Below are 22,373 nucleotides of genomic sequence, written 5' to 3'. Positions count from 1 at the left end.
CGTTTCCCTAGACTTCCGGAGACAGGACCGTTTTCATTTTCGAGTAGTTTTCTAGCACATAACCGCAGCCGTTCACGACGCATTTCAGCGGATCATCTGCAATCATCACAGGCAATTGCGCCTGTTCACGGATGACCGTGTCGAGGTTGCGGAGGAGGGCGCCGCCGCCCGTCAGCACGATGCCACGGTCCACAATGTCAGCAGCCAGTTCCGGTGGCATGGCCTCGAGCGCGATCTTCACGGCGTCGATAATGTCATTCACCGGCTCGCTGAGCGCTTCGGCGATCATGGCTTCGGTGATCTCGGTTTCCTTCGGCACGCCGTCCAGCGTACCGCGACCGCGCACCGTGAGGGCCATGCCGGTGCCGTTTTCGGGCGCCATGGCAGTGCCGATTTCCTTCTTGATCCGTTCGGCGGACATTTCGCCGATCAGGATCTTCTGCTCGCGGCGCAGGTAGTTGACGATGGCCTGATCCATCTTGTCACCGCCAACGCGCACCGAGCGCGAATAGACGATGCCGCCAAGGGAGAGGACGGCCACTTCCGACGTGCCGCCGCCGATATCAACGACCATCGAGCCCGCAGGCTCATCGATCGGCAGGCCGGCGCCGATAGCGGCTGCCATGGGCTCTTCGATCAGCTGGACTTCACGGGCACCTGCGGCAAGGGCCGACTGGTGGATGGCGCGGCGCTCGACGCTGGTCGCGGAGCTGGGCACGCAGATGATGATGAGGGGAGACACGAACGCCCGGCGGTTGTGAACCTTCCGGATGAAGTGCTTGATCATTTCCTCGGCGACTTCGAAATCGGCGATCACGCCATCGCGCATCGGGCGGATGGCTTCCATGTTCACCGGCGTCTTGCCGAGCATGTTCTTGGCTTGCTCGCCGACCGCATAGACGATCTTTCGGCCGCCTTGCGTCATGTAGGCAACGACCGAAGGCTCATCGAGTTTGACGCCCTGGCCTTTCACATAGACCAGCGTATTCGCTGTGCCGAGGTCAATGGCCATGTCCGTGGACAACATGCCGAGTAGGCTACCAATCATGACGTCTACGAGCTCTTTCTGATGTGCAATGGACCCTCCGCCCATTACAATTGTGCAATTCTATACACAGCCCCATAACCCATGTGCCGTTAACGCCCATTTAATGCAAGGGACAGACGGCAGATAAACGGAACGGAACGTACATCGCCTGTGAATCAATGGTATTCATTGGTATTTACCGTCGAATCACCTGTGATGACTAGGGCTGAACGGAACGGATCGTTCCGAAATGGTAAACGCCAAAAGGGTGTTTGTTAACGAATGGGCGGTTTTCACGCGGGCCTTGAGTTCGGTCCGATGTGTACACGCATGATGTTTTGAGTCGGCTCAGGCATGATTGGGATGCCGATGAGCGGAATATGAACGCCCCGTTCGGAAACCATTGGGACGGCGTATCCTAAACCAGACCTGCAGCACCGGTCTGGCCCATACACGCGCTCCCAAACCCATCAGCGCTCATGGCTTGAACACACCCCTGGCAAGCCCCGGCTGGTGCTGCAATTTTCCTCAGGCAGCATGTCCCGATATCTCGTCCAGCTCCCGCACGATGCGGTCGGCTGGTTCCTGCTCGCTGTCATGGCGGGCATGTTCAGCCTCGGCGCGGAACTTGGACGGGCGGGCCATGGACGGGAAATGAATATGCGTGTCGCCCCTGCCGCGTATGGTCAGGCGACCATAATGGAAAAGCCGACCGAGCGGGCCCTGGTGAATGGCGCTGCCTTCGATGGCGTCGAGCGTGATTTCCTGCACATCGGCGCGAAAGAAGCCTGATTTCAGGATTACGCGCCGGTCCGTGACGGCAAATTCCGTCGTGCGCAGGCGAATCTGCTCGGAGATGAACATGACAATGCCGATGACGAGGACGCCGAGAAAGATCAGAGCCAGCCAGCCGGGCACCCAGCTGAGCCCGTGAAAGCGGCCGCGATAGACCACCTGCTCGCCGTCATACAGCCTTTTGTCGATATAGCTTGCCATGGGAATTAACCTTGTCGCCTGCTGACCAATGGGCGGCCATGGGCAAGGTTCCCGTCGGCAAGCGCTCAGGCAGCGGTGACGAAGGTGGCGATGACTTTCTTGCGGCCGGTCTTGTCGAAATCGACGGTGAGCTTGTTGCCTTCGGAGAAGGCGACCTTGCCGTAGCCGAACTTGTCGTGGAAGACGCGTGAGCCCGTCTTGAACGCGCTGGTTCCGCCTGATGTGGCCGCCAGCGGACCCGCCTCGCCGGGCGCGCGGGACGGCGTGCGCGAGGCATTCTCCTGCAGCCGTTTCCAGCCGGGACTGGAATAGGACGAGCGTGCGCCAAGATCTTCCATCGTGCCGGTGAAGGCCTCTTCGCCGCCGGGAAGGCCGGAAAAACCAGTCTCGCTCATGGCATCGACATGTTCGTGGGGCAATTCATCCACGAACCGGCTGGGCATTACGCTTTGCCAGCGGCCATAGATCTGGCGGTTGGCGACAAAGGAGATATAGGCGCGGGCCCGGGCGCGGGTGATGCCGACATAGGCGAGGCGGCGCTCTTCCTCGAGGCCTTTCAGCCCGCTCTCATCGAGGCTGCGGCGGGACGGGAAGACTTCCTCCTCCCAGCCGGGCAGGAAGACCATGGGCCATTCGAGGCCCTTGGCGCCGTGCAGTGTCAGGATCTGGACCTGGTCCTCCCCTGCCCCGCCGCTGGAAGCATCCATGACCAGTTCGACGTGCTCAAGGAAGCCGGCGAGCGTATCGAACTCGCCCATGGAACGGACGAGTTCCTTCAGGTTGTCGAGCCGCGTCTGGGCCTGCGGGCTGCGGTCTTTCTGCAGCATGTCGGTGTAGCCGGACTCCTCAAGGATGACCTCGGCGAGTTCGGTGTGCGGCAGGCCATTGGCATGCTGGTCGCGCCACATGTTGAGCTGGTCGATGAACTGGGTCAGGCCACGCTTGGCGCCGCCTTTGATCTCGTCGGTCTGCAGCACCATGGGCGTCAGCGTATAGAGGCTGCGGCCATCGGCGCGGGCATAGGCCTGCAGCTTGGCGAGCGTCGTGTTGCCGACGCCGCGTTTGGGCTCATTGACCACGCGCTCGAAGGCGAGATCGTCGTCGGGAGAGCGAATGAGCCGCAGATAGGCCATGGCATCGCGGATCTCGGCGCGCTCGAAGAAGCGCGGGCCGCCGATCACGCGGTAGGGTATGCCGAGAATGATGAAGCGTTCCTCGAAGGCCCGCATCTGCCAGGAGGCGCGCACCAGCACGGCGCAATCATCATGCTTGCCGCCTGCGCGGACCCAGCTTTCGATATCATCGGCGATGAGGCGGCTTTCGGCCTCGCCGTCCCACAGGCCTCGCACTTTGACCTTCTCGGCGTCCATGCTGTCGGCATCGCTGTCGTCACCGACGAAGAGCGTCTTGCCGAGGCGGCTGCGATTGTGGCTGATCACGCTGGAGGCGGCGGCGAGGATGTGGCGTGTGGAGCGATAGTTGCGCTCAAGCCGGATGACCTTGGCGCCGGCAAAATCCTTCTCGAAGCGCAGGATATTGTCCACTTCGGCGCCGCGCCAGCCATAGATCGACTGGTCGTCGTCGCCGACGCAGCAGATATTGTGGTTGCCCTGCGCCAGCATGCGCAGCCAGAGATATTGGGCGACGTTCGTGTCCTGATACTCGTCGACGAGGATGTATTTGAAGCGGGCGTGATAGTCCTTCAGCACGTCCGGGTTCTCGCGGAACAGCGTGATATTGTGGACGAGCAGATCCCCGAAATCGCAGGCGTTCAGGACCTTCAGCCGGTTCTGGTAAATCTCGTAGCACTTGATGCCTTTGCCATCGGCGAACATGTGCGCGTCTTCGGACGGCACACGGTCCGGCGTGAGGGCCCGGTTCTTCCAGCCGTCGATCAGGCTTGCAAGGAAGCGCGGCGTCCAGCGCTTGGGATCGATATTCTCGGCCTGGATGATCTGCTTGCAGAGGCGGACCTGGTCATCGGTATCGAGGATGGTGAAACTGGATTTCAGGCCGACAAGCTCTGCATGCTGGCGCAGTATCTGCGCGCTGATCGAGTGGAACGTGCCGAGCCAGCGCAGGCCCTCCCCGTCCGGGCCGATCAGTTTCAGCGCCCGCTCGCGCATTTCGCGGGCGGCCTTGTTAGTGAAGGTCACCGTCAGCGTCTGGCTCGGCCAGGCCTTCTTCGTGGCGATGATATGGGCAAGCCGCGTGGTCAGCACACGCGTCTTGCCGGTGCCGGCGCCTGCCAGCACGAGAAGTGGCCCGTCGGTGTGCAGCACGGCTTCGCGCTGCTCCGGGTTCAGGCCAGACAGATACGCAGCCTCGCCTGCTGCAGCGGGTAAGCGCGCAGCAGCCATCTGGCTGATCGAGAGACGATTCGGATTGGAACTCATAGAGAACATATAGCAGGGATTGGCCAATGTGTTAGGCTAAAGCCGCACCAAGCAGGGAGGCGCCCATGAACAATGAGGCTACCGAGAAATACCTGGAGACAGCGAAAAAGAACGTGCTCGCAAAGACCGGCAAGACGGTGGAGCATTGGGCGGAGGTCGTGAAAGCCAGCGGCATTGAAAAGGTTGGCCAGCAGGTGGCGATGCTGAAGGAAAAACATGGCATCACCCATGGCTATGCCCAGATGATCTGCCAGATCGCCAGCGGGCGCCTTGATGCCTCACCCGATGAGCTTCTGGAGATGCAGTTCAAGGGCAAGGAAAGCCTGAGGCCGCTCCACGACACGATTACTACCTATGCCGGAAAACTGGGCAAGGATGTCGGCATCGACCCCGGCAAGACGGCGACGAGCCTGCGCCGCAGCAAGAAATTCGCCACCATCGTTCCAGCGTCCAAAACGCGGATCGATCTCGGGATCAACCTGAAAGGCACACCCGGCACTGACCGGCTGGCAGAGGAAAAGCCGGGCGCCATGTGCACACATAAAGTCCGGCTCGAATCGGCCGTAGATTTCGATGCCGAGGTGAAAGCCTGGCTTAAAGAGGCATACGAGAAAGCATGACGAACAAACTTTTCCCTATCGCACGCCTCCCTGATCTCGCCCTTGAGCCGTTTGAGATGGGAGAGGCCTATATATGCCGCGACGCAGGCTTCAGTGACAGCATTGGCCTGACGCAACTGGGAGCGTCCTACACAGAGGTGCCTCCGGGCAAATCAGGGTGCCCCTTCCATGTCCATCATGTCGAAGAGGAGATGTTCGTCATTTTGGAGGGAGAAGGCACTTACCGATTCGGTCCTGACAGCTATCAGGTCAAAGCTGGCGATGTTCTGGCCGCGCCCCGAGGCGGGCCTGAATACGCCCACAAGCTGACCAATACGGGCAAAGTGCCGTTGAAATACCTCAGTATCTCAACACGCGCTGATACCGAAATTTGCGAATATCCAGATAGCGGGAAGTTCCTCGCCAATACGAAAGAACCGGGTTCGCGCACCAATCGCTTTCGCTACCTTGGCCGGATGGAGAGCGAGGTGGATTACTGGGATGGGGAAGACTCGGCGGGCTAATCAGGGTTTCCGGAACGCGATCGTTACCTGCCCGATCTCGATGCCGTAGCGGGTGACATAGGCCCGGTTGAGCAGGACATCGTCTTCCATCAGGTACATCCAGTCGTCGAAACCGACATTCCATGTCGAGTCGCCGACTTTCAGGTCGACCTTGTATTTCCAGTTGAAGGCATTGCCGGAGACGCGCCCTTCAGCTGGCACCGGCACATCGCCCGCCGTGCCGCGATAGGCGCCGTTGCCGAGCACGTCGATTTCCCAGACGCGGGTGTCGCGCTCGCCATCATCATATTTGAAATTCTCGGTCAGGGTCAGCCGGTCACCGTCGAGCGTGCCGGTGATGTCGACCTTGAACTGGCGGCGGACCTTGCCGAAACGGTCCTCAAACACGCCGTAGGCCTGTGTCTGGCCGAGGAAGTAATCCTCCAGCACCAGCTGTCGCGGACTGTCGGCGAATTGTGCCACGTTCTGGCTGATACAGGCCGTGCTCAGCGTGGTGGCCGCGATCAGGGCGGGCGTGAGGGCTTTGCTCAGGCGCATATCGTACATCTCCTCCGGCAGCATTGAATGTGCTGACCCTGTGTACGCAGGCTGATGCCAACCGGATGAAAAGAACCCCGCCTGCCCGCCCGGAATCACTCGGGGAAGACAGGCGGGGCAATCAGCAGGCCCTTGCGCTTTCCAGCAGCCGCGCATGTCCGGGAGGCAAACCGGGATGGCGGTGGGAGCGCTCGGGTCGTGTAATCTACGGAAAGATCGTGCGCCGTGATGACATCGCCATTCTGGCGTACCAGACACACACTTTCATGACACGGACAGTCTCACATTTTCCGTCTGCGCTCAATAATTTTCGCGCCTCAGTAGAGCGTGGCGAGCGACTTCGCATCATAGTTCGACAGCTCGTCAAGACGGCCCTCACGGACCTTCTTCGCCCATTCCGGGTCCTGCAGCAGGGCCCGGCCGACAGCGACCATGTCGAACTCGCCGCGCTCAAGGCGCTCTTCAAGATCGTCGAGCTTGCGAATGGTGGCGCCCTCGCCGCGGAAGGCTTTTTCAAAGTCGCCGGTCAGCCCGACAGAGCCGACCGTGATGACCGGCAGGCCGGTCAGTTTCTTGGCCCAGCCGGCCGCGTTGAGCCCGTTCTCGCCGTCGACTTCCGGGAATTCGGGTTCCCAGTAGCGGCGCTGCGAGGCGTGGAGCACGTCGACCCCCGCATCGACGAACACCTTCAGGAAGGCTTCGTATTCGGCCGGTGTATGGGCCAGTCTCACTGAATAGTCCTGTTGTTTCCATTGCGAGAAACGCAGGATGATGGCCATGTCCGGCCCCACCTGCTTGCGGGTTTCCTTGATGATGTCGGCGGCGAAGGTGGCCCGCTCCGGCAGCGATCCACCGAAACGGTCGTCGCGCTTGTTCATCACGTCCCAGAAGAATTCGTCGATCAGGTAGCCATGGGCGCCGTGGATCTCGATGGCGTCAAAGCCGATACGCGCTGCTTCGCCCGCGGCATTGGCGAATGCCATCACCATGTCGTCGACTTCGGCGCTGGTCGGCGGGGCGAACACTTCCTTGCCGGAATGCGTGACGCCGGATGGGCTGTCGGTCGGCGCTTCAGGCTCAGGGCCGGTGCCGGGCTTGCGCATCATGCCCTGGTGCCAGAGCTGCGGGGCGATCAGGCCCTTATTGGCGTGGACCTTCTCGACGACACGTTTCCAGCCGGCAAGCGAATCAGCGCGGTGGAAGTTCGGTACGTTCGGGTCGTTGGACGCCCCGCCCCGTTTGACCGTGGTGCCCTCGGTTACGATCAGGCCGACATCGGCCGCCGCGCGGCGCGCATAATAGTCCGCCACATCCTCGCCCGGTACGCCGCCCGGCGACTTGCTGCGCGTCATGGGGGCCATCACGATGCGATTCGGCAGATTGAGCGATTTGATCTTGAGCGGCTTGAAAAGCGGGCTGGTCATGTGGGGCAGGCTCCATTGAATTCTGAAGATGACAAGTGGCGTCGCCCCAGACCAACGTCAACCATTGACCTAAGGGCGGCCTCAGGGCACCGGTTCATGGCGGGTTCACGCCGGGTTTATCAGTCTGAAGACCTGATGTGATAAAAAAGGGGGGAATGTTTCCATGCGGTATAGCCTATTGGCCTTGGCAGCGGCCTTGCTGGCGGCCTGCCAGACGCCCGGATACGACTACGAAGCCCGAATCGCGCCGAATTATCCTCAGGCAGCTGAATTCCGGGATCCGGACGTCGGGCGCTTTCGCGGCCCGGCAGGCGATGTCGCCGAGGCAGAATTTTCCGCGATGATCTCGCAGATCACCCTTGATGGCATGCCCTGGTTCACACAGTCCGGTCCACAGCCCGACAGTCTTTATGAAGGCGGTGTGGCAATCGACGGCTGGGAGAGTGAAGTGCGCTATGAACGCGACCGTCGCTGCGTGGAGCATGAGGGCCTGTTCAACTGCAAGCGCCAGGGCATCGTGGAAACGGAATGCACCAATGAGACGGTTACAGTCTCCGTCACGGCAACCCTTGTGGACCTTGGCGCCAACCGCCCGGTCTTCACCTCCGTGCAGCCCGGCTCAGCGGCGCGCGATACCTGCATCGATATCGCCGAGTATCGCGACGGGACGGTTGAAACCGGCACCTATCGCGATCCCTATCGCAGCAGCTACAATCCGTACGATGCCCCCATCGGTCTGGTACGGGACGCGGTTGTCGATGCCGTCGGGCGTTTTCGCTATGACATCGCGCCGTATAACAAGACGCTGCGCGCCGAGATCATGCAGAAGGGCCTGATCCCGGAAGAGCAGAATGACACACGCTTCACGCTGGCCGTTGATGCCACGAAGAATGGCAATTTCCTCGGCGCCTGTGCGCAGTGGGATGAACTTGCCCGCGAATATCCGCGCGCGCCCGCTGTGCTGCACAATCAGGGCGCCTGCGCAGAGGCGCGGGGCGACATGGAAACGGCGCAGTTGCGCTATGCCCGCGCCGCCGAACTGGCGAGCCAGATTCCGCTGATGGACGACAAGTCCGCCAGGCCCATCTTCGATGCGCTGGAGCGTGTTTCGGGGCGTCGCTATGATGAAGAGCTGCTGGACAGCAGCCGCCCCAAAAGCGGCAGCTAGGACCTAGTGGCCAAACATCGTGGCCAGTGTGACGCCGGTCTCGGCTGCTTCGGCAGCGATGCCCCAGGCAATGCCGCCTGAAAAGGCTGCGGCGCAGAACACGAACTTGATCATGATGTTTTTCATCTGACGGTCACTCCCGGTTTGGAACATTCCGGGAGTCGGGAGTGCAAGGCCGGGGCCGTTGGGAAAGGCCTCGTTAACCCTGTTTGTCGGGATTGCCGTCCAGGCGGTGCCCGTCTGTCAGCCGGGCAAGTTTCTCTGCGCGGGCCTGTTCCAATGACTTCTCGACCTTGGTGCGGCCGAACTTGGCTCGGTTTTCGGCCGCCGCCTGTTCCTTGGCAGACCGGGCTTTCGCCTTGCGGGCCTTGTTGAGGTTGATCGGGGTCGTCATGGCGCCAGACTACTTAGCCAAAGGCCGCCAGTCGAGCGTCGAGACGCGCCTTCACGTCGGGCCATTCCGAGTCGATGATCGAGAAAAAGGCTGTGTCGCGGACGAAGCCGTCCGGCAAGGTGCGGTGATTGCGCAGGATGCCTTCACGTTTTGCGCCAAGCTTCAGGACAGCAGCTTGCGAGCGCTTGTTACGGTCATCGACCTGAAACTGCACACGTACAGCCCCTTCCCCGAACGCATGGGCCAGAAGCAGACGCTTGGCCGCCGGGTTGATAGCCGTACCCACCGCCTGAGGCGCGTAAACCGTCATCCCGATCTCCACGCTGCGATTCACCGCATTGGGGTCGAGATAGCTGGTGATGCCAAGGAAATCCGTGCCATCCGCAGACAAAACGCTGAATGGGATCATTGTGCCTGCTGCGGTACGCGCCGCGATCGTTTCCAGCCAAAGACCAATCCAGTCGCCAGGGCCGCGATGGGACCAGAGCACGAACTGCTCGGGCGCGCCCTCGGCCATGGTCCGCAAGGCCGCGCCATATTGCGCCGGATCAAAAGGCTCGAGACGGACATGCCCGTCCGCCAGCGTCACCGGCGTCAGTTGCATGGCCTAGTCCTTGTGGGTCTCGCGCCACTGTTCCATGGCGAGGGAGATGGCAAAGGTCTCGCGATATTTCGGGCTGGAGGCCGGGCGCGGCGCGCGGGCCGATGTCATGGCCATGATCTCGGCGAGCTTGTTGTGCGCCGCGCCGGACTGGCCGGCTCCGATATAGGCGTGCAGTTCGACCAGCGCCGAGGAGAGCGGGTCATGCGCGCGGATCACGAAATAGGGTTCGTCGTCGGCAAGCTTGCCGATCACGTCAAACTGGGAGGGGTTATCCTTGGAGCCGACGGGAGGTTTGGACATGGATATCTGCCTTTCTGGGCGGAAGTGATTCTTCTCGCGCCAATCTAAACCCGCACAGGAATCGCGCCACCCCCCGCCAGCAAGCCTCCACACATTCCTGCAGAAGGCTTGCCCGGAGCGAGTATCAGCTCGACGAGACGATACCGCCGTCGCACGGGATGGTGTGGCCGGTGATATAGGCCGAGGCCTTGGACGACAGGAAGATCGAGAGGCCGGCAACATCGCTCGGCGCGCCAACGCGGCCCGACGGGTTGCGGTCACCGATGGACTGCCAGTCGACGCCATCCGTCTCGCCTTTGAAACCGACGCCGGTCGACAGCATGTAGGTCGGGAACGGGCCCGGCGCGATGCCGTTGACGAGGATATGCTCACCCGCGAGATGCGCGCCCATGAAGCGCGTCAGGTGGATCACGGCCGCCTTCGACGTGCCATAGGCAAAACCGCTCATCGGGCTTGTGTGCATGCCGTCGATCGAGGCGATATTGATGACGCGCGCAGGCTCTTCCGCGCTGGCAGATTTGCGCAGCAGTGGCATCAGTTTCTGCGTAAGGAAGAAGACGCCCTTGACGTTGACGTCCATCACCTTGTCCCAACCGGATTCCGGAAAGTCTTCGAGCGTGGCGCCCCATGCCACACCGGCATTGTTGATCAGCACGTCGATCTTGTCTTCGCGCTTGGCGATCTCGTCAGCGAGGTGGTTGATGCCAAGCAGCGTGCCCACGTCAGACGGGATGGCATAGATCTCACCGCCATACTGGCCTTTCAGACGCTCGACCGTCTCTTCACAGGCCTTGGCCTTGCGCGACGAGATGATGACCTTGGCGCCCTGGCTGAGGAAGCCGGCCGCGATCATCTCGCCAATACCGCGCGAGCCGCCCGTGACGACGACCGTCTTGCCGGCCACCGAAAACAAATTGCTGAAATCCATGTTCATCCTGATGTTCCTCCTGTTTGCCCGACGTTCTGGAGGAGCGGCGGGAGCAGCGCAAGCGTACCTACAATCAGCCCGGTGAGATCATCTTGCTCGGGTCGACGATATTGTCGAAATCCTCACCCGGGATGCCGTCCTTGATGGCCTCTTCGCGCAGGGTCGTGCCGTTCTTGTGGGCGGTCTTGGCGATCTTGGCAGCGCGGTCGTAGCCGTATTTTTCCTTCAGCGGCGTCACCAGCATCAGCGAGTTCTTGAGGCCCTTCTCGATATTGTCGAGGCGCGGCTCGATGCCGACAACGCAATTGTCGGTGAAGCTGATCGCGGCATCGGCGAGCAGGCGCGTCGACTGGAGGAAATTGTAGGCCATCATCGGGTTGAACACGTTCAGTTCAAAATGACCCTGGCTGCCGGCAAAGCCGATGGCGGCATTGTTGCCGTGGATGTGCGCGCAGACCTGCGTCAGGGCCTCGCACTGGGTCGGGTTCACCTTGCCCGGCATGATGGACGAACCCGGCTCATTCTCCGGCAGCGCCAGCTCGCCAAGGCCGGAGCGCGGGCCCGAGCCGAGGAAGCGGATATCATTGGCGATCTTGAAGCAGCTCATCGCCACCGTGCTGATGGCGCCATGCGTGAACACCATCGCGTCATGCGCGGCGAGCGCCTCGAACTTGTTCGGGGCAGACGTGAATTTGAGGCCTGTAATCGCGGCGATCTTCTCGGCCACTTTCTCGGCAAAACCGACCGGCGAGGCGAGCCCCGTGCCAACGGCCGTGCCGCCCTGCGCCAGCTGCATCAGCATCGGCAGCGTCGATTCAATGCGCGCGATGCCATTCTCGACCTGCTGGGCATAGCCGGAGAATTCCTGGCCAAGCGTCACCGGCGTTGCGTCCTGCGTATGCGTGCGGCCGATCTTGATGATATCGGCCCAGGCCTTGGCCTTCGCGTCGAGCGCGGCGTGAAGGTGTTTCAGCGCTGGCACGAGGCGGTGCGTCACTTCCTCGGCGCAGGCAATGTGCATGGCGGTCGGGAATGTGTCGTTCGACGACTGGCTCATGTTCACATGATCGTTCGGGTGGACCGGCTTTTTCGAGCCCATCACGCCGCCGAGAATTTCGATGGCGCGATTCGAGATCACCTCGTTTGCGTTCATGTTCGACTGCGTGCCCGAGCCTGTCTGCCATACGACCAGCGGGAAATGGTCGTTCAGCTTGCCGTCAATCACTTCATCGGCAACCTGCACGATCACCTTGCCGAGCTCCGGATCCATCTTGCCGAGATCCATGTTGGCCTGCGCGGCGGCCTTCTTCACGATTCCGAGTGCGCGAATGATGGGCTCTGGCTGCTTTTCCCAACCGATCTTGAAGTTTGCGAGGCTGCGCTCGGCCTGCGCGCCCCAATAACGGTCGGAAACGACCTCAACAGGGCCCATTGTGTCGGTTTCGGTGCGGGTTGGGGTATTGGCCATGAAGAAGGGCTCCGTTGGAATGCGCTGGATATGTCTGGCGCGGGGTTTAGCATGCAGGCGGCATTGGGCAAGGTGGCCAAAAGGCATAGGCACGCCTGAAATGACTGGCAAAGTCGGCCGGTCTGCCTAACAATATGGCCATGATCGACAAGCTGTCAGACCCAGTTATCCTGTTCGCGCTCGTGCTGGCGTTTGTTCTCGGCTTCATGATGCGCGGCAGCGGCCGCGGTTCGCTCTCGCCTGCGCCCATGAACCGTGATGAGATCGACGCCGCCTTGAAGCGCGTGACGATTTCCCGCTGGATGGACATTGATGCCGAGATCGCCGCCGGCCGGAAACTTGCCGCGATCAAGCTGCTCCGCGAAGCCACCGGGCTAGGCCTCAAGGATTCCAAGGAAGCCGTCGAGGCCCGCATGGCCGAACGCCGGATGACACGGCATTGAACACCGCTCAACGATTTGAAGCTCGACGCAACCAGGCATTGGCGTGGTTTTTACTCGTCCTTCATTTTATTGGAATGTGTGGATTGCTCCTGCTTTTGGTTAGCTACGCTGGTATTACCCTTCCGTATGGACTCAGACCCGCCGTGTCCGATGATAAGCGGATCTGGATTCTCCTTGCAGTACTTGTCTTTGTTTGGATTAGGTCGATTCCGTCCGTTGTTGCAGGCGTTACAACTCGAGGGCCGGTTCTCGTGATAACCGACTCTGGCGTAGAGCGACCGGGCTACTGGATGCTTGAGTGGTCCGACATAAAACAGATCCGCTTTTCGCCTGGCTCCCTGAAAATAATTCCGGCGCATAAGTCTCAAGAGCGCGTTGATCTTTTTTATACGCAATTCGGCTTTTCGGAGATTGCGAATGCTGCGCAATTCCTGAAGTCTGTGGCACCATCTCGCCTCTCGGAAATGATATGAAAAACGACTGGGTGCAATCAGGAAAAGTCCGTGCACGCATCACGGATAAGGGCGCGCTGGAAGTGCGCTGCCATGGCCTGACAACGCAGGCAAAATATTACAAGACCCTACTGAAGGAATTCTTCCGCAAGGACTTCCCGCCCCTTCGCCCCGGCTTTGGCGACTATAGCGTCCACATCGTGATGGAATATACCGGCGAGCCTCCGTGGATGGACCTGGACAATCTTGCCAAGGCCCTGCTCGACAGCCTGACCGGCAATGTGTTTGACGACGACCATCAGGTCGCCCGCCTTCTCGTCGAACGGCGCGTGGGCGAGCGCGAAGGCATCTGGCTGAGCGCCGAAGCGATGGATTAGCGCCTAGATTTCGACGTCGAGCCTCTCCAGCCCTCTGAAGAATGGCAGTGCCCGCCAGACCAAGTCCTGCTCGGGCAAGCGCATATCCGGATAGCGCTCGAACAATTTCTGGTAAACGCGCCGCGCCTCCATGCGCGCAAGCGGGGCACCGATACAGATGTGCGGGCCGCCGCCGAACGCCACGTGGCTCGGCCGCTTGACCGTTATGTCGAAAGCATCGGGCGCATCGAATGTCTCCGCGTCGCGGTTGGCCGAGGCAAGCGAGCAAAACACGACCTGACGGTGCTTCATGGGGCATCCGGCAACTGCCTTGTCCGTCTCCAAGATGCGCGACGTGGCCGAAACCGGCGCCTCGAAGCGCAGCACTTCCTCGACGGCCTGCGCACCCAGCCCCGGATCGGCTTTGAGCGCCGCCATCTGGTCTGGATGTGTCAGGAACAGCCAGACGCCATTACCGATCAGGTCGGTGGTCGTAAGGTTGCCGCCCACGAGCAGCGCGCCGAGATTGATGACCAGTTCGTCGTCGCTGAGCGGCGCGTCGCCGCTCGCCTGCAACTGCACCATGTCGGAGATGAGGTCGTCGCCCGGTGCAGCACGGCGGGCTTCCATCAGTTCCCGGAAATACGTGTCGAGCGCGATGCTGCCCGTTTCCATGCGGGCCGTCTCTTCCGGCGTACGCACGGGATTGAGACCAAGGATCACATCTTCCGACCATTGCCGGAATTCCGGCAGGCGGTCTTCGTCGACACCCAGGATGCGCGCGATGACCAGAACGGGGATCGGCACCGCGATCTCCGCCATCAGGTCAAACCGGCCACTGGCAGGTGCCGCCTCGATTGTCTCGTCCACGATCGCCTCGATCTGCGACTTCATCTTGTTGATGCGCGTATAGAAGGCCTTGGCCAGCGGCGGACGAACACGCGAATGATCGGGCTCGTCGAGGAAGAGGATGCTTGTCCGGCTCGGCGCCTCGTCGTCCTCGATCAGCTGGCGCGAGATCGATCCCTCTTCCGATTGGAGCGGATGACGTACAAAGGAGCGATCATTCACCGTCGCGCGCACATCACCATAACGGGTCAGGAACCAGGTCTTGGCCATCTCGTCGCGCATGACGGGGCAATTCTCACGCAAGGCCTTCAGCTTCGGATGCGGATCGTTGCGGGCATCCGGCATGAACGCCGTCACTTCGATTACGGATTGCGGCACGGCAATCGTGCCCTCGTCATCGGCCATGGTTTCCTCCCGATAGTCTTCTTTGTGGGGAGGATAGCACAAAGCACGCTGTGTTGCGCGCTTATCCCAGCGTCAGGCTAGGACCAGTCCATCGCGCGAGGAATGCAGCTGGCAGTCGCCTGCGCCAGAAGGTCCCCGGTTTCATTGTGCAGCCAGCCCTCGGTGAAGATGGTTGCGCGGCCCCGCCGCACAACCTGACCACGGCCGATAAGACGCACGCCGACCGGAACAGGCCGGATGAAGCTGGTCGTCATCTGCAGCGTCGGCGACATGGCGGGCCCGCCCTGCACGATAGATCCCGCCACCGACATGACCTCATCCAGCATGGCCGTCACGAATCCGCCCTGCACATTCCCGCCCGGATTGGCGGCTTGCGACGGCGCGAGGAAAGCTGCTTCGCACCAGCCGGCTGCAGGATCGAAACCGATCAGTTCAAAATTGACGAAGGCGGTTGCGGGTGGCCGCTTGTCAGGATTCCCGAGGATATCCTGCCAATAGGTCCGGGCATCGAACGTCATCAGCCGAGGCGCTTGAACAGCATCGGTATCGCCGTCGCAGTCGCCTTGGCGACCAGCTCGCCGTCAGGCCCGAAACATTCGGCCTCCATGAAGGCGGCAGACTTGCCGAGCTTCAGGATGCGCGCCTCGACGCTGGCGGCGCCGGGCATCAGGCGGCGCAGGAAACTTGTTTTCATTTCAAGGGTTGGCGCGGTCATCGTAACGTTGGACGCGATGATGACGCATGTGCTCATCGCTTCGTCCAGCATGGCCGAGATGAAGCCGCCCTGCACCGCGCCGGTCGGGTTGGCGAACATTTGCGGCACGTCAAAATCCATGCGGATGCGCATCTTGTCCTGCTCGACCTCAACCAGAGTCATGCCGAGCGTGTCGGAACAGGGCGGCCGCTTCTTGGAGCCCTGAAAGCGGGCAAGCATGTCAGCGTCGCTGATGCGGGGCTTTTCTGTCTCTGCCAATGCGCCGGCGGCCTATTTGCGCCGGAAGGCGTCGAGATTGACGACCGTGCCGGCTGCCGGGGCTGGCTCGGGCGCAGCGGGCTGGAAGGCCGCAGCGGGCGCGATGACCGCATCGTCCTTGGCGGCTGTCTCGAACGTCAGGCCGAAATTGACCGACGGATCGACGAAGCGTGTGATCGCGGCATAGGGCACGAACAGATGCTGCGGCACACCCGAGAATTTCAGGATGATCTCGAAATGGCCTTCGTTGACCTCAAGGTCCCAGAACTGGTGCTGGACCACAATTGTCATGTCTTCCGGAAAACGTTCCATCAGATAGTCAGCGACTTTGACGCCAGGCGCCTTGGTGCGGAACGTGATGTAGAAATGATGTTCTCCCGGCAGGCCTCCATTGGCGAGCGCCCGCTTCAGCGCCTCGCGTACGACACCGCGCATGGCAGCCTGGGTGAGCGCATCATATCCGATATAGTCCGTCATGTTCGCTAATCGACCCTCGATTCTGGTGTTGGTTATTTTCCTGTACACTATGCCCGGCACCTTCACCCGGCAACGGGCTTCGCACGGCAGGCGAGGATTATTTTTCACTTCGCCTCGTCGCCTCATGGGGGATGTGGATATCGTCAAACCTGTAGCAGCAAAAGCAAGTCTGGCGACACTCCACGTTTGCTGGCCATGTGGAAGAGGTGCGTATAGGCTGACTGCAAAAATAACAGCTAAATGCGGAAGGAAGCCCACGCCATGAAGATGCCACAGCACGGACGCGACTGGAGCGAGGTGAAAGCCGACATGGTGGCGCGGGGCGGCGGCGACGCAGCCTGGCGCGACGGGCGCACCGCCGTCTATGTCTTCAATGCCGGCGAGGACGTGTCCAGCGTGCAGCATGAAGCCTACGGGATGTATATGGCCGAGAATGGCCTCGGCCCCCTCGCCTTCCCCAGCCTGGCTCAGATGGAGAAAGAGGTCATCGCCATGGGCCTCGAACTGCTGCATGGCCCGGAAGGTGCCACTGGCGCAATGACATCCGGCGGCACCGACTCGATCACGATGGCGATCAAGACCGCACGCGACTATGCCCGCGCCAATGGCCGCCCCCGCGAAGGCGCGAATATCGTCCTCGCCCAGTCTGCCCACCTCGCCTTCGACAAGGCGGCTCACCTGATGGATATCGAGATCCGCCGCGTGCCCCTCAAGACAGACGGCTCCTATGAGGCAGATCCGGCCGCCATGGGCGAAGCGGTCAATGACGCGACCATAATGATGGTCGGCTCCGCGCCCAGCTTCCCGCATGGCATCATCGACCCGATTGCCGCGCTCGGCGCCGTCGCCGCGAAGAAGAATGTCTGGCTGCACGTTGATGCCTGCGTCGGCGGCTATTTCGCACCGTTTGCGCGGATGAATGGCGTCCCGGTGCCGCCCTTCGATTTCGAAGTGCCGCAAGTTCACTCGATGAGCGCCGACCTGCACAAATATGGCTATTGCGCCAAGGGCGCCTCGACCGTCCTCTTCCGCTCAGAAGCCCTCTATGAATACATGCCATTCGACATGGCGAGCTGGTCCGGCGCGCCGATGAAGACACCGACTCTGGCAGGCACGCGTCCCGGCGGTGCCATATCGGCGGCATGGGCCGTGATGAACACGCTCGGCATCGACGGCTATCGCGAGAAGCAGGGCCTCGTCTGCAAGACACGCGAGCGCATTGAAGAAGGCGTCAAACAGCTCGGCTTCGAGATCCTCGGCAATCCGATGCTCGGCCTCGTCGCATTCCGGCACCCCGAGCATCACGCCTTCGCCATCTATGGCGAAATCTACCGGCGCGGCTGGTTCACCTCCGTTACCAAGGAGCCGCCGAGCCTGCACCTGATGCTGTCACCCAAGCATGCCGACGTTGTCGACGCCTATCTGGCGGACCTGAAAGCCAGCGTCGACGCCGTCGCCGCAGGCAAGGCCGGACCGAAGGTCGAGGCGCGCTACAGCTGATCTAGATAAGGTGCGGCAGAGAGGCGAACAGGCCGAGCGCCAGGCATCCAGACGCGATGCCGATGGCGGCAAGGCGTGGCCCATGCAGCTGGCTCCACAGCAAGGCGCCTGTCAGGCTCATCGTGATCAGTGCGCCGGCGGTCAGGTCGATGAACAGGACCCATAGAATGCCGAGACCGCTGCCCTTGTGCAGGTTCTTGATGAGCCCGAAAACATTCTCCGCCGTTCGCGTTGCGGTCACCGTGGTCGCCCCCTTGGCATATTCCACAATGAGTGAGCCGTTCGGCCCTTTGAACGATTGCCTCCAGACCTCAACGGGCGTGACTTCCGTGTCCATGAAGACAGCGCGCTCCCCCTGGCCCTGCCGGGCAGGTTCAGCCTTCGATGCACGCGGTGTGATGCTGGTGCCGAATGTTTCCTGGGCCCACAAGCCGAGGTCTTTCTGCGATCCAATTGCGGCAGGGTCGACTTCCAGCACCACCGAGGAGACCTCCTTCGGTGCGCCCGTGTCGATCTTCGCGGTGGACCTGTGGTTCAGCAGGAAGCCGCTCATCCCCATCATCAGGAAGATTAGCGCGCCCCAGAGGCCGGTCCACGCATGGACACGCTTCAGCCATCGCAGGGTTTTCGTGCCGCTCATGAATTTCGGCAGGAAAGGCAGAAAAGCCTCGCGTTTCTTCGCAAGCCTGGTTGGCGCAGTCGGCGTATTGGTCACTGGGGCATGCCTTATCTGTGGGTCGATTGGCTCAGGGAGTTTGAGTGGCCGATGGCCATGCGGGCTGCACTGCATGAGAACCAGGGCGGGGCCAATAGGTCATGTCCCGTATTAACAGTGACGAAGCGCACAAAGCCCGCTGAGCCGTCGCAAATGCAATGAATTCGCGCACGGATTCGGGCAGATGCGATGAAACATTGCAGTCCGAACGCCGCCCCGCCAGACCCGCCGAAATCCACCTTGCGCGGGGGAAATTTGCCTCTATCCTTGCGCGATAGGCATCTCGCCTGAAAGATTTTTCCTCATGATTTTCGACCGGATCAAATCGCTGGATGCCATTTTGGCAACGGCCGAAAGCAAGTCCCTTCACCGCTCCCTAGGCGCCTTCCAGCTGACCATGCTGGGCATCGGCGCGATTATCGGCACCGGTATCTTCGTGCTCACCGCCGCCGCCGCGCAAAAGGCCGGCCCGGGCATGATGTTCTCCTTCGTAATCGCCGGGTTCGTGTGTGCCGTGGCTGCGCTCTGCTATTCGGAACTGGCTTCGATGGTGCCGGTTTCAGGCTCCGCCTACACCTATACCTACGCCGTCATGGGCGAACTGCTGGCCTGGATGGTCGGCTGGGCGCTGATCCTCGAATACGCCGTGGCCGCCTCGGCCGTGTGCGTCGGCTGGTCCGGCTATGTGATGGGCCTCATCCAGCATACGACGGGGCTAGGGTTACCCGAGTTTTTAAGTAGCGGGCCGGCATGGGGCTTCAGCGGTTTCATTCCGACCGTCGATTTCAGCCATGGCGTCGTCAACCTGCCAGCCATTCTGGTCGCCGGCGCGGTCACGTGGCTCCTCGTGCTTGGCACCAGCGAAAGCGCCTCGGTCAACGCCGTCCTCGTGGGCATCAAGATCGTGGCACTGACGGCATTCATTGTTCTCAGCATGCCGCTGCTCAAGGGCGAAAATTTCTCGCCGCTCCTGCCGACTGGCATATTGGGTCATGACGGATTGGGGGTGATCGGCGCAGCCGCGTCCATCTTCTTCGCCTATGTCGGCTTTGACGCCGTCTCCACGGCGGCAGAAGAGACCAAAAACCCGCAACGCAACGTGCCCATCGGCCTCATCGGCTCCCTCGGCATCTGTACGATCTTCTATCTTCTTGTGGCCGCCGGTGTGGTCGGCACAGTCGGCGCCCAGCCGGTTCGCGATGCGGCCGGTATGGTACTTGGTCCCGACGGGATCGGCTTCGCCAATCGCTGCGCAGAACTCGCCCGTGAAGGCACAGCCCCAATCGTATGCTCCAAGGAAGCGCTCGCTGAAACGCTCCGCCGGATCAACTTCCCGCTGATCGGCAACCTGGTGGGCCTCGCCGCCTCGATTGCCCTGCCCTCGGTCATCCTGATGATGATCTACGGCCAGACACGCATCTTCTTCGTCATGGCCCGCGACGGCCTGCTCCCGGAAAGCCTGTCCGATGTGCACCCGAAATACCGCACGCCCTGGAAGATGACCATTTTCACCGGCATCGTCGTTGCGATCGCAGCCGCCTTCTTCCCGGTCGGCCAGCTCGCCGACATCTCCAACTCCGGCACGCTGTTCGCCTTCTTCATGGTGGCGCTTGCCGTGATGATCCTGCGTCGCACGGACCCCAAGCGGCACCGGCCTTTCCGCACGCCGCTGGTCTGGATCATCGCGCCGATTGCGGCCCTTGGCTGCCTCGGCCTCTACCTGAACCTGCCCTTCGTTGCGCAAATGGTTCTGCCCGTCTGGGGCGCCATCGGCCTGCTCATCTACTTCTTCTATAGTCGCAGCCACAGCCATCTCGGACGCGGCATTCTGGAAGTCCCGGAGCTGGGCAAGGACGTGCCGCAACAACCGGTACCGCCGATCGATTAGACAGAAGGCCACATAGCGCCCGAGAACCCCGATTACGTCTTGTTTCCATCGGCCCCATGCGACAGTCTGGGGCCGACAGAAACCTGAACCTGCCGGAGTTCCCGCATGCGCCTTCTCGCCCCCAGTCTCGCCGCTCTCGCCCTGACCGCCTGTGCCCACGCCCAGAGCAAAAGCGATCAGGCCGTGATCGACAGTGTCGATGCGCGCTATGACCAGACGGCCGCCATCGCGAAGCAGATCTGGGACTGGGCAGAGGTCGGCTATCAGGAAGAGAAATCCTCCGGCCTGCTGCAGTCGACACTGAAGGACGCAGGCTTCACCATTGAGGCGGGTGTTGCAGGCATCCCGACCGCCTTCATCGCCAGCTACGGCTCTGGCGAACCGGTGATTGCCGTGCTGGCCGAATTCGACGCCCTGCCCGGCATCAATCAGGATGCGAGCCCTGATCGCTCGCCCATCGAAGGCAAGACGGCTGGCCACGCCTGCGGCCACAACCTGTTCGGCGCGGGCTCGGTCGGCGCGGCGCTGGCCATCCGCGACTGGCTTGAAAAGACCGGCACGCCCGGCACGATCCGCCTTTATGGCACGCCCGCCGAAGAGGGCGGCAGCGGCAAGGTCTATATGGTTCGCGAAGGCCTGTTTGATGATGTCGACATCGCCCTGCACTGGCATGCCGACGACGAGAACTCGGCCGCCGCCAGCACATCGCTCGCCAACCGCTCGGCCAAGTTCCGCTTCCATGGTGTTTCCGCCCACGCCGCAGGTGCGCCGGAACGCGGCCGCTCGGCCCTCGATGGCGTCGAATCCTTCGACTATATGGTCAACATGATGCGCGAGCATGTGCCTCAGGACGCGCGCATCCACTATGTCATCACGTCCGGCGGGATTGCCCCGAATGTGGTGCCGGACTTCGCCGAGGTCTTTTACTATGTCCGCCATCCTGATCCGGAAGGCGTGAAGGAAATCTGGGCGCGGCTGGAAGACGCCGCGCGCGGCGCCGCACTCGGAACCGGAACGACCGTCGATTGGGAAATCATCCACGGCAACAATCCCCTCCTAGTCAACGAGACGCTGGCGAAGATGATGGATTCCAAGCTGCGCGAGGTCGGCGGCATCACCTACACGCCGGAAGAAGAAGCCTTCGCCGAGGAGATCTACAAGAGCTTCAGCAAGCCGGATCTCCCGCTCGGCAGCGAGAGCGAGGTCCAGCCCTTCGAGGTCTCGCTTGGCTATGGGTCGACTGATGTCGGCGATGTCTCTTACGCTGTGCCGACAGTTGGCCTGCGCACGGCGACCTGGGTGCCAGGCACATCCGCCCACAGCTGGCAGGCGACCGCCGCCAGCGGCATGTCGATTGGTTACAAGGGCGCACAGGTCGCGGCCAAGACGCTGACGCTCGCCGCAATCGAGCTCTACAAGGACCCGAAACTGCGCAAGGCTGCGCGTGAAGAGTTCGAGGCCGCCCGCGGAAAGGACTATGAGTACACGTCGCTGCTGGGCGACCGTGAACCGCCACTCGACTACCGGGAATAGGGGGAGAAAAGTGGAGGCTTCTGTTGCCAGGCGCCTCCGGGCCCCGCCTAAGGAGCTGAATCCTTAGGAGTTAAATCGGTTAACTACGTACAGCTACGCTGCGAGCAGTTGACCTTCAGCATGGTTGTCATTTGCAACTATGTTGATGTGAGCTTCTGAGGGGGCTCAATCCGGCGAAGGCCTCGTCTTTACACGTCCGTCGATCCTATTTCGACCCCGTCAGAAACAGGCGAAGTATGCCTGAGCCTGCTTGTGGTGGAGTCGCCGGGTACCGCCCCCGGGTCCGAACCGCTTATTACACGCGCGTTTATCGCCATAGTCCGAAGACAATATTTATATAGGTCACCTGTCGCCCGGATGAAAGGCCTTTGCGCCAAACGTCTGAATTTGCTCTCAGGCATATTGACAGGCCGCCAC

Annotated in this window: 24 protein-coding genes and 1 other RNA gene; 8 read left to right on the top strand and 17 right to left on the bottom strand. The window is 61.4% G+C overall.

Translation table 11 applies throughout. The features are described 5' to 3' along the window. Positions 1–7: 7 nt before the first annotated feature. From HY30_RS09985 to HY30_RS09975, 3 genes are all read right to left on the bottom strand, one after another. On the bottom strand, positions 8–1,048 hold the full coding sequence (locus HY30_RS09985; protein WP_034739794.1) for a rod shape-determining protein: 1,041 nt from the start codon (positions 1,046–1,048) through the stop codon (positions 8–10). A 507-nt stretch (positions 1,049–1,555) separates the two neighbouring features. Next, complete coding sequence (locus HY30_RS09980) at positions 1,556–2,023, bottom strand: PH domain-containing protein (RefSeq protein ID WP_034739778.1); 468 nt, start codon at positions 2,021–2,023, stop codon at positions 1,556–1,558. Positions 2,024–2,088: 65 nt separating this feature from the next. Next, complete coding sequence (locus HY30_RS09975) at positions 2,089–4,428, bottom strand: ATP-dependent helicase (RefSeq protein ID WP_034739776.1); 2,340 nt, start codon at positions 4,426–4,428, stop codon at positions 2,089–2,091. Positions 4,429–4,484: 56 nt separating this feature from the next. On the opposite strand from HY30_RS09975, the gene HY30_RS09970 reads away from it, so the two are divergent. Further along, positions 4,485–5,039 (top strand): DUF5655 domain-containing protein, encoded by a 555-nt coding sequence (locus HY30_RS09970; RefSeq protein WP_034739774.1) that lies wholly within the window; start codon positions 4,485–4,487, stop codon positions 5,037–5,039. Further along, the gene (locus tag HY30_RS09965; RefSeq protein WP_034739771.1) at positions 5,036–5,542 is read left to right on the top strand and encodes a cupin domain-containing protein; all 507 of its coding nucleotides are present in this window, start codon (positions 5,036–5,038) and stop codon (positions 5,540–5,542) included. Before HY30_RS09970 ends, HY30_RS09965 begins: the two co-directional genes overlap by 4 nt. Here HY30_RS09965 and HY30_RS09960 read toward each other — a convergent pair whose 3' ends face one another. Both HY30_RS09960 and HY30_RS09955 read right to left on the bottom strand, forming a co-directional pair. Continuing rightward, on the bottom strand, positions 5,543–6,079 hold the full coding sequence (locus HY30_RS09960; RefSeq protein ID WP_034739769.1) for a DUF3833 domain-containing protein: 537 nt from the start codon (positions 6,077–6,079) through the stop codon (positions 5,543–5,545). 317 nt (positions 6,080–6,396) lie between these two features. Next, on the bottom strand, positions 6,397–7,503 hold the full coding sequence (locus tag HY30_RS09955; RefSeq protein ID WP_034739767.1) for an NADH:flavin oxidoreductase: 1,107 nt from the start codon (positions 7,501–7,503) through the stop codon (positions 6,397–6,399). A gap of 163 nt (positions 7,504–7,666) precedes the next feature. Here HY30_RS09955 and HY30_RS09950 point away from each other — a divergent pair, with 163 nt between their 5' ends. Further along, the gene (locus tag HY30_RS09950) at positions 7,667–8,671 is read left to right on the top strand and encodes a tetratricopeptide repeat protein (protein WP_155839291.1); all 1,005 of its coding nucleotides are present in this window, start codon (positions 7,667–7,669) and stop codon (positions 8,669–8,671) included. 3 nt (positions 8,672–8,674) lie between these two features. Here HY30_RS09950 and HY30_RS20575 read toward each other — a convergent pair whose 3' ends face one another. The 6 genes from HY30_RS20575 to fumC all read right to left on the bottom strand — a co-directional run bounded on the left by HY30_RS20575 (position 8,675) and on the right by fumC (position 12,365). Further along, positions 8,675–8,797, bottom strand: a complete 123-nt coding sequence (locus tag HY30_RS20575; RefSeq protein WP_277812971.1) for a hypothetical protein — start codon at positions 8,795–8,797, stop codon at positions 8,675–8,677. 73 nt (positions 8,798–8,870) lie between these two features. Continuing rightward, positions 8,871–9,065, bottom strand: coding sequence for a DUF4169 family protein (locus HY30_RS09945; protein ID WP_034739763.1), 195 nt, complete (start codon positions 9,063–9,065; stop codon positions 8,871–8,873). Positions 9,066–9,078: 13 nt separating this feature from the next. Continuing rightward, positions 9,079–9,669, bottom strand: coding sequence for a GNAT family N-acetyltransferase (locus tag HY30_RS09940; RefSeq protein WP_034739760.1), 591 nt, complete (start codon positions 9,667–9,669; stop codon positions 9,079–9,081). Positions 9,670–9,672: 3 nt separating this feature from the next. Further along, on the bottom strand, positions 9,673–9,969 hold the full coding sequence (locus HY30_RS09935; protein ID WP_034739757.1) for a hypothetical protein: 297 nt from the start codon (positions 9,967–9,969) through the stop codon (positions 9,673–9,675). Between the two features lie 124 nt (positions 9,970–10,093). After that, complete coding sequence (locus tag HY30_RS09930) at positions 10,094–10,897, bottom strand: SDR family oxidoreductase (RefSeq protein WP_034739791.1); 804 nt, start codon at positions 10,895–10,897, stop codon at positions 10,094–10,096. A 73-nt stretch (positions 10,898–10,970) separates the two neighbouring features. Beyond that, complete coding sequence (fumC, locus tag HY30_RS09925) at positions 10,971–12,365, bottom strand: class II fumarate hydratase (RefSeq protein WP_034739753.1); 1,395 nt, start codon at positions 12,363–12,365, stop codon at positions 10,971–10,973. A 140-nt stretch (positions 12,366–12,505) separates the two neighbouring features. On the opposite strand from fumC, the gene HY30_RS09920 reads away from it, so the two are divergent. Together HY30_RS09920 and HY30_RS09910 are read left to right on the top strand one after the other, a co-directional pair. Beyond that, a complete protein-coding gene (locus HY30_RS09920) occupies positions 12,506–12,808 on the top strand; it encodes a ribosomal protein L7/L12 (protein WP_206741450.1) in 303 nt (100 codons plus the stop codon). A gap of 469 nt (positions 12,809–13,277) precedes the next feature. After that, positions 13,278–13,637 carry a RusA family crossover junction endodeoxyribonuclease gene (locus HY30_RS09910; RefSeq protein ID WP_051615278.1) on the top strand — a complete coding sequence of 120 codons (360 nt, stop codon included), beginning with the start codon at positions 13,278–13,280 and terminating at the stop codon, positions 13,635–13,637. Between the two features lie 3 nt (positions 13,638–13,640). On the opposite strand, the gene HY30_RS09905 is transcribed toward HY30_RS09910, so the two are convergent. From HY30_RS09905 to HY30_RS09890, 4 genes are all read right to left on the bottom strand, one after another. Next, the gene (locus tag HY30_RS09905; protein WP_034739745.1) at positions 13,641–14,870 is read right to left on the bottom strand and encodes a cytochrome P450; all 1,230 of its coding nucleotides are present in this window, start codon (positions 14,868–14,870) and stop codon (positions 13,641–13,643) included. Between the two features lie 77 nt (positions 14,871–14,947). Next, positions 14,948–15,388, bottom strand: a complete 441-nt coding sequence (locus HY30_RS09900; protein WP_034739743.1) for a PaaI family thioesterase — start codon at positions 15,386–15,388, stop codon at positions 14,948–14,950. After that, positions 15,388–15,843 carry a PaaI family thioesterase gene (locus HY30_RS09895; RefSeq protein WP_034739741.1) on the bottom strand — a complete coding sequence of 152 codons (456 nt, stop codon included), beginning with the start codon at positions 15,841–15,843 and terminating at the stop codon, positions 15,388–15,390. The genes HY30_RS09900 and HY30_RS09895 overlap by 1 nt, the downstream gene beginning before the upstream one ends. A 12-nt stretch (positions 15,844–15,855) precedes the next feature. Next, positions 15,856–16,320, bottom strand: a complete 465-nt coding sequence (locus HY30_RS09890) for an SspB family protein (RefSeq protein WP_034739739.1) — start codon at positions 16,318–16,320, stop codon at positions 15,856–15,858. Positions 16,321–16,581: 261 nt separating this feature from the next. Between HY30_RS09890 and HY30_RS09885 the strand changes: the two genes are divergently transcribed. Then, positions 16,582–17,820: a pyridoxal phosphate-dependent decarboxylase family protein gene (locus tag HY30_RS09885; RefSeq protein ID WP_034739737.1), complete on the top strand. Its 1,239-nt coding sequence runs from the start codon at positions 16,582–16,584 to the stop codon at positions 17,818–17,820. 1 nt (position 17,821) lies between these two features. Here HY30_RS09885 and HY30_RS09880 read toward each other — a convergent pair whose 3' ends face one another. Further along, entirely contained in the window at positions 17,822–18,535 is a 714-nt protein-coding gene (locus HY30_RS09880) for a PepSY-associated TM helix domain-containing protein (RefSeq protein WP_051615276.1), read from the bottom strand. Positions 18,536–18,839: 304 nt separating this feature from the next. On the opposite strand from HY30_RS09880, the gene HY30_RS09875 reads away from it, so the two are divergent. Both HY30_RS09875 and HY30_RS09870 read left to right on the top strand, forming a co-directional pair. Next, positions 18,840–20,423 carry an amino acid permease gene (locus HY30_RS09875; RefSeq protein ID WP_034739735.1) on the top strand — a complete coding sequence of 528 codons (1,584 nt, stop codon included), beginning with the start codon at positions 18,840–18,842 and terminating at the stop codon, positions 20,421–20,423. A 105-nt stretch (positions 20,424–20,528) separates the two neighbouring features. After that, positions 20,529–21,956 (top strand): amidohydrolase, encoded by a 1,428-nt coding sequence (locus tag HY30_RS09870; RefSeq protein ID WP_034739730.1) that lies wholly within the window; start codon positions 20,529–20,531, stop codon positions 21,954–21,956. A gap of 9 nt (positions 21,957–21,965) precedes the next feature. Here HY30_RS09870 and ssrA read toward each other — a convergent pair. Then, positions 21,966–22,323: a transfer-messenger RNA gene (ssrA, locus tag HY30_RS19725) on the bottom strand. Positions 22,324–22,373: the final 50 nt, after the last annotated feature.

Source organism: Hyphomonas chukchiensis, from assembly GCF_000682695.1.
In the GTDB taxonomy this organism is placed as follows: Bacteria; Pseudomonadota; Alphaproteobacteria; order Caulobacterales; family Hyphomonadaceae; genus Hyphomonas; species Hyphomonas chukchiensis.
Note: the sequence above shows the minus strand (reverse complement) of the source record. Positions and strands in the feature narration are given on the sequence as shown.

Bases quoted from the DNA above. Each gene is read 5' to 3' on its own strand.
- HY30_RS09985 (WP_034739794.1), bottom strand. From the start codon at position 1,048: ATGATTGGTAGCCTACTCGGCATGTTGTCCACGGACATGGCCATTGAC.
- HY30_RS09980 (WP_034739778.1), bottom strand. From the start codon at position 2,023: ATGGCAAGCTATATCGACAAAAGGCTGTATGACGGCGAGCAGGTGGTC.
- HY30_RS09975 (WP_034739776.1), bottom strand. From the start codon at position 4,428: ATGTTCTCTATGAGTTCCAATCCGAATCGTCTCTCGATCAGCCAGATG.
- HY30_RS09970 (WP_034739774.1), top strand. From the start codon at position 4,485: ATGAACAATGAGGCTACCGAGAAATACCTGGAGACAGCGAAAAAGAAC.
- HY30_RS09965 (WP_034739771.1), top strand. From the start codon at position 5,036: ATGACGAACAAACTTTTCCCTATCGCACGCCTCCCTGATCTCGCCCTT.
- HY30_RS09960 (WP_034739769.1), bottom strand. From the start codon at position 6,079: ATGCGCCTGAGCAAAGCCCTCACGCCCGCCCTGATCGCGGCCACCACG.
- HY30_RS09955 (WP_034739767.1), bottom strand. From the start codon at position 7,503: ATGACCAGCCCGCTTTTCAAGCCGCTCAAGATCAAATCGCTCAATCTG.
- HY30_RS09950 (WP_155839291.1), top strand. From the start codon at position 7,667: ATGCGGTATAGCCTATTGGCCTTGGCAGCGGCCTTGCTGGCGGCCTGC.
- HY30_RS20575 (WP_277812971.1), bottom strand. From the start codon at position 8,797: ATGAAAAACATCATGATCAAGTTCGTGTTCTGCGCCGCAGCCTTTTCA.
- HY30_RS09945 (WP_034739763.1), bottom strand. From the start codon at position 9,065: ATGACGACCCCGATCAACCTCAACAAGGCCCGCAAGGCGAAAGCCCGG.
- HY30_RS09940 (WP_034739760.1), bottom strand. From the start codon at position 9,669: ATGCAACTGACGCCGGTGACGCTGGCGGACGGGCATGTCCGTCTCGAG.
- HY30_RS09935 (WP_034739757.1), bottom strand. From the start codon at position 9,969: ATGTCCAAACCTCCCGTCGGCTCCAAGGATAACCCCTCCCAGTTTGAC.
- HY30_RS09930 (WP_034739791.1), bottom strand. From the start codon at position 10,897: ATGGATTTCAGCAATTTGTTTTCGGTGGCCGGCAAGACGGTCGTCGTC.
- fumC (WP_034739753.1), bottom strand. From the start codon at position 12,365: ATGGCCAATACCCCAACCCGCACCGAAACCGACACAATGGGCCCTGTT.
- HY30_RS09920 (WP_206741450.1), top strand. From the start codon at position 12,506: ATGATCGACAAGCTGTCAGACCCAGTTATCCTGTTCGCGCTCGTGCTG.
- HY30_RS09910 (WP_051615278.1), top strand. From the start codon at position 13,278: ATGAAAAACGACTGGGTGCAATCAGGAAAAGTCCGTGCACGCATCACG.
- HY30_RS09905 (WP_034739745.1), bottom strand. From the start codon at position 14,870: ATGGCCGATGACGAGGGCACGATTGCCGTGCCGCAATCCGTAATCGAA.
- HY30_RS09900 (WP_034739743.1), bottom strand. From the start codon at position 15,388: ATGACGTTCGATGCCCGGACCTATTGGCAGGATATCCTCGGGAATCCT.
- HY30_RS09890 (WP_034739739.1), bottom strand. From the start codon at position 16,320: ATGACGGACTATATCGGATATGATGCGCTCACCCAGGCTGCCATGCGC.
- HY30_RS09885 (WP_034739737.1), top strand. From the start codon at position 16,582: ATGAAGATGCCACAGCACGGACGCGACTGGAGCGAGGTGAAAGCCGAC.
- HY30_RS09875 (WP_034739735.1), top strand. From the start codon at position 18,840: ATGATTTTCGACCGGATCAAATCGCTGGATGCCATTTTGGCAACGGCC.
- HY30_RS09870 (WP_034739730.1), top strand. From the start codon at position 20,529: ATGCGCCTTCTCGCCCCCAGTCTCGCCGCTCTCGCCCTGACCGCCTGT.